The 4,169-nt window shown below is 52.4% G+C and carries 9 protein-coding genes; 8 read left to right on the forward strand and 1 reads right to left on the reverse strand.

Annotated features, from left to right (window positions below):
• Window positions 1-159 precede the first annotated feature (159 nt).
• Window positions 160-642: a DUF2124 family protein gene (locus QCH34_RS07795; RefSeq protein ID WP_300332525.1), complete on the reverse strand. Its 483-nt coding sequence runs from the start codon at window positions 640-642 to the stop codon at window positions 160-162.
• Window positions 643-766: 124 nt separating this feature from the next.
• Between QCH34_RS07795 and QCH34_RS07800 the strand changes: the two genes are divergently transcribed.
• The 8 genes from QCH34_RS07800 to QCH34_RS07835 all read left to right on the forward strand — a co-directional run.
• Window positions 767-1,249, forward strand: a complete 483-nt coding sequence (locus QCH34_RS07800) for a Na+/H+ antiporter subunit E (RefSeq protein WP_300332527.1) — start codon at window positions 767-769, stop codon at window positions 1,247-1,249.
• On the forward strand, window positions 1,246-1,509 hold the full coding sequence (locus tag QCH34_RS07805) for a monovalent cation/H+ antiporter complex subunit F (protein ID WP_300332529.1): 264 nt from the start codon (window positions 1,246-1,248) through the stop codon (window positions 1,507-1,509). Before QCH34_RS07800 ends, QCH34_RS07805 begins: the two co-directional genes overlap by 4 nt.
• 5 nt (window positions 1,510-1,514) lie before the next feature.
• On the forward strand, window positions 1,515-1,820 hold the full coding sequence (mnhG, locus tag QCH34_RS07810) for a monovalent cation/H(+) antiporter subunit G (RefSeq protein ID WP_300332531.1): 306 nt from the start codon (window positions 1,515-1,517) through the stop codon (window positions 1,818-1,820).
• Window positions 1,817-2,062 (forward strand): hydrogenase subunit MbhD domain-containing protein, encoded by a 246-nt coding sequence (locus tag QCH34_RS07815; RefSeq protein ID WP_300332533.1) that lies wholly within the window; start codon window positions 1,817-1,819, stop codon window positions 2,060-2,062. Before mnhG ends, QCH34_RS07815 begins: the two co-directional genes overlap by 4 nt.
• Complete coding sequence (gene mbhE / locus QCH34_RS07820) at window positions 2,059-2,334, forward strand: hydrogen gas-evolving membrane-bound hydrogenase subunit E (RefSeq protein ID WP_300332535.1); 276 nt, start codon at window positions 2,059-2,061, stop codon at window positions 2,332-2,334. Before QCH34_RS07815 ends, mbhE begins: the two co-directional genes overlap by 4 nt.
• Window positions 2,331-2,762, forward strand: a complete 432-nt coding sequence (locus QCH34_RS07825; protein ID WP_300332537.1) for an MnhB domain-containing protein — start codon at window positions 2,331-2,333, stop codon at window positions 2,760-2,762. The genes mbhE and QCH34_RS07825 overlap by 4 nt, the downstream gene beginning before the upstream one ends.
• Window positions 2,759-3,136 (forward strand): cation:proton antiporter subunit C, encoded by a 378-nt coding sequence (locus QCH34_RS07830; RefSeq protein ID WP_300332541.1) that lies wholly within the window; start codon window positions 2,759-2,761, stop codon window positions 3,134-3,136. The genes QCH34_RS07825 and QCH34_RS07830 overlap by 4 nt, the downstream gene beginning before the upstream one ends.
• On the forward strand, window positions 3,133-4,169 hold a 1,037-nt coding region (locus QCH34_RS07835), incomplete at its 3' end, for a proton-conducting transporter membrane subunit (protein WP_300332579.1). The genes QCH34_RS07830 and QCH34_RS07835, both read left to right, overlap by 4 nt.

The following is a 4,169-nucleotide window of genomic DNA, read 5'->3' on the forward strand; positions in this document are numbered from 1 at the left end:
ACTCCCGGCAGAAGCCTTTGATCAGGAGATGATCGGGAGGTATGGGGATGATATCCAGTCGTTTGCAAAACGGTTCTCTCTTCAAAGAGACGATGGCGCCCCTCCCGGATATGCGTGAGAGGGATCACATTTCCCTCTCCCAAAATCCGCAAACACTTTTTAATCGGTTCTGGTAATTGTCACCGGGTCGATCTTCGCGTCGATCAGAAGCTCAAAAGAGATCTCCGCAAGCCACCCTGACTTCTCAAACATACTCTGGAAACAGACGCCTGCCACAGGAACGCCGTGCCCTGATACAACGGCCTTTGCCTCCTCAATCGTCACCGGCACTCCCGGCATGGCAAGGCCGCCCATCAGGACGATGATTGCCGGGTGCACTGCCGCACCCTCTCCCGCCTGCATGCCGATACCGGAGACGGGCTTTAACATACGGGCACTCTTCTCATCAAAGAGCGGAACAAAGAGATGTTTCAGATTCATATCGCGCGTTGCATAGGCGAGCAGCTCGACAAACGGGGTGCAGGTTCCGGCACAGCCATAGTAGACGATCTGCGATCCTTCAGGGAGGCTCTTTTCTTTCAGGTACTCCTTAAAGGGCCTGAGTATGCCTGGGACACCGCTTAATGTGGTTATCGTGGTCATAGTCTTTCTCCGAGAGAACCATAGGAAACACAGGTTTATAAATACGATTCTCCAATGTAAAAGAAACGATTCTTCCGGAGGGTTTGGAATATCTTCAGAGAATAGGCGGTCTTCACCAGGAAAAATGATCGTGATTTTTGCGATCCTTCTGATCTTCTGGTATATACTGTCCGGTTACTTCGATCTCTTTCATATCGGGGCCGGGATCATCTGCTGTGGGATTGTGACACTCATATCCGGGGATCTGATGCTGCGATCTGATCGGAGCCTCATCCAATCAGGACGGGTTTTCATCAGTTTCATTCTGTTCCTGCCACGGCTGATGGTGGAGATCCTCTATGCGAACCTCGATGTTGCATACCGGATTCTGCATCCGAAGATGCCGATCGATCCCGACATCCTCATTGTTGATACCAAATTCTCAGGCGATGTGCTGAGGACTGCATTCGCAAATGCAATGACCCTTACACCAGGCACCGTTACCGTGGCTGTTGAAGGAGGGCGTTTTACTGTGCATGCACTGGTCAGGAGCGTTTCAGAAGAGGATCTCCTGCAGAACCGGAGTATCCAGAAGAGGCTTTCAAGGATATTTGGTGAAGGTCCATGATCGATATCTTCCTGGCAAGCGGGATCATTTTGATCCTGACGATCTTCCTCTGCTTCTATCGCGTGGTCTTTGGCCCCGGTGTTGAGAACCGGTTGATCGCGGTGAATACCATTGGTACCAAGACGATCATCATTCTTGTTATCATCGGGTTTATCTACGAGCGGCCGCTCTTCATCGACATCTCGATCGTCTATGCGATGATCAACTTCATCGCAACCCTTGCAATCGCCAAGTACCTGAAGAGGGGGTGTATATCCTGAGTCCTTTGAATATCCTTGCCCTCATCTGTATCGGAATCGGCCTCTTCTTCATGGTCGTCGGTGCAGTCGGGCTGATCCGGCTGCCTGATTTCTATACCCGTGCCCATGCAAGCGGCAAGTGCGATACGCTCGGGGAGGGGATGATGCTGATCGGGTTCATACTCTACGAAGGAATGACGCTCATCTCGGTGAAGCTGCTCCTCCTTGCAATCTTCATCTTCATCTCATCCCCGACAGCCGTTCATGCCCTCGTAAATGTTGCCCATTCGCGTGGGGTAAAACCCTGGAAGAAGGGGGATGAACGGCAATGATCTGGGAACTTGATTTTGCTCTTCTCGTCTTCATGATCATCTGTGCAGTCGCCGCGATCACGGTGAAGGATCTCCTTCATGCAACGATCGTACTCGCTGCATATTCACTGATCATGACAGTACTCTGGGCAGAGATGAATGCCGTTGATGTTGCATTCACCGAAGCAACTGTCGGCGCAGGAATTACGACTGTGCTCTTTATTGCAGCAATCGCACGAACCAGAAGGAGTTCATCAGATTGAAGACGAAAGCACTCATCGCGGTTCTTTTCATCGGTATCATCCTCTTCTGGGCAGTTGAGGATATGCCTGCGTTTGGTGATCCGGATGCTCCGGCAACTCAGTATACCGGGCAGCTGTATGTGGATTCTGTCCTTCCCGATATCGGGATCGATAATATTGTGACGGCAATACTTGCCAGCTACCGTGGCTTTGATACGCTCGGGGAGGTTGTCGTGATCTTCACAGCCGGGATTTCGGTAGCCCTGCTGCTGCGAAGGGGTGGGCGGCTATGATGGAGAATGTCGTCATCAGGACGGTGTCCCGGCTTGCGGTACCCTTCATCCAGATCTTTGCCCTCTATGTGATCGTCCATGGCGCATCCGGGGCAGGCGGCGGCTTCCAGGGTGGTGTCGTCTTTGCCGCTTCATTCATCCTGATGATCATCGCCTTTGGAATGGCGAATGTCCGCCGCCGGATCGATAACAGGGGCATTATGTGGCTATCTGTGATCGGAATTTCCATCTATGCGGGGATCGGATTTCTGGCCCTCCTTATGGCAGGTAACTTCCTCGAATACGCTGCAATAGAAGCGGCACTCGGGATCCCGCACCTCCATGGCATCCTGATCGATCTGGTTGAAGCCGGTATCGGGATCGCTGTCATGGCGGCGATGGTCTCGATCATCTATGATATTGCAGGAAACGGGGAGGAATCATCATGATTGAGTCATTCTATGAACTCTTCCTCTCCCGGTACAACTACTGGATGGCAATCATCCTGATGCTGATCGGGCTGTATGCCCTGATTGCCAAACAGAACCTGGTGAAGAAGATCATCGGGCTGAACATCTTCCAGACGGCGATATTCCTCTTCTATATATCGTTCGCCGAAGTCCGGGGCGGCACCGCACCGATCTATACGGCTGAAGGAGTCCATGCCCTCTATGTGAATCCTCTTCCGCATGTCCTGATCCTAACCGCAATCGTCGTCGGGGTGAGTGTGACAGCCGTTGCTCTCTCGTTAATCGTCCGTATCTACGAGGAGTACGGTGTTCTCGATGAGGATGAACTGATGCTGGCGGTGAGGAAAAGATGACGATCATCAATCATGTTCCGGTTCTGCTGGTTGCAATCCCGATCATTGCATCGCTTCTGATACTTGCTGCCGGGTGGTATGACCGGAGGTTCTGCTATCCGATAGCACTCATCACGATCCTCTCCCAGTTTGTGGCTTCAATAGCCATTCTTCTGCAGGTGCTTGATGGAGGAACCATCCGGTACCATCTTGGAAACTGGGCGCCCCCGCTTGGGATCGAGCTCGTCATCGACAGCTTCAACGGTTTTATCCTCGTTGCTATCCTCCTCCTTGCCGCAGCAACGATCATCTATGCACGGCGGAGTGTCGAGAAGGAGATTACCCCTGATAAGATCGTCTCCTTCTATGTCCTCTTCCAGCTCCTTGTCACCGGGCTTGTGGGAATGACGATCACAGGCGATCTCTTCAATCTCTATGTATTCCTGGAGATATCCTCGATCGCAGCGTATACCCTGATCGCTTCTTCACGCAAGTCTCATTCCTATGTGGCAAGCTTCAACTACCTGATCCTCGGCTCAATTGCAGCCGGGTTCATCCTTCTTGGTATCGGCAACCTCTACGTCGCGACCGGGACGCTGAATATGGCAGAGCTTGCAGCGATGCTTCCGGCATCGTACCATCTTGCAACAGTCCATTCGGCATTCCTCTTCCTTATGATCGGCTTCTCGATAAAAGTGGCATTCTTCCCGCTCCACCTCTGGCTCCCGGATGCATATACAGAATCTCCCTCGGCGGTGACAGTGCTCATCTCGACGGTGATGGCAAAGGTGAGCGTCTATGCACTCTTCCGCATCCTCTTCACGGTCTTTACGACCGCATACATCATCGACAGCTTCCCGGTGACCGGCTTCATCCTCCTGATGTCAACGGTGGCGATTGTTGCGGGTGCGGTACTCGCAATTGCCCAGGAGGATCTGAAGCGGATGCTTGCATACTCAAGCGTCAGCCAGATCGGGTATATCATGTTCGCCCTTGGAGTTGCAAACGAGATTGCGCTCGAAGGCGGCCTCCTGCATATCCTCGGCCATGCGGT

The sequence above is a fragment of the Methanocalculus sp. genome (genome assembly GCF_029762515.1).
GTDB lineage: Archaea > Halobacteriota > Methanomicrobia > Methanomicrobiales > Methanocorpusculaceae > Methanocalculus.

Coding starts and splice junctions, on each gene's coding strand:
- QCH34_RS07795 (WP_300332525.1), bottom strand. CDS start 642: ATGACCACGATAACCACATTAAGCGGTGTCCCAGGCATACTCAGGCCC.
- QCH34_RS07800 (WP_300332527.1), top strand. CDS start 767: ATGATCGTGATTTTTGCGATCCTTCTGATCTTCTGGTATATACTGTCC.
- QCH34_RS07805 (WP_300332529.1), top strand. CDS start 1,246: ATGATCGATATCTTCCTGGCAAGCGGGATCATTTTGATCCTGACGATC.
- QCH34_RS07815 (WP_300332533.1), top strand. CDS start 1,817: ATGATCTGGGAACTTGATTTTGCTCTTCTCGTCTTCATGATCATCTGT.
- QCH34_RS07825 (WP_300332537.1), top strand. CDS start 2,331: ATGATGGAGAATGTCGTCATCAGGACGGTGTCCCGGCTTGCGGTACCC.
- QCH34_RS07830 (WP_300332541.1), top strand. CDS start 2,759: ATGATTGAGTCATTCTATGAACTCTTCCTCTCCCGGTACAACTACTGG.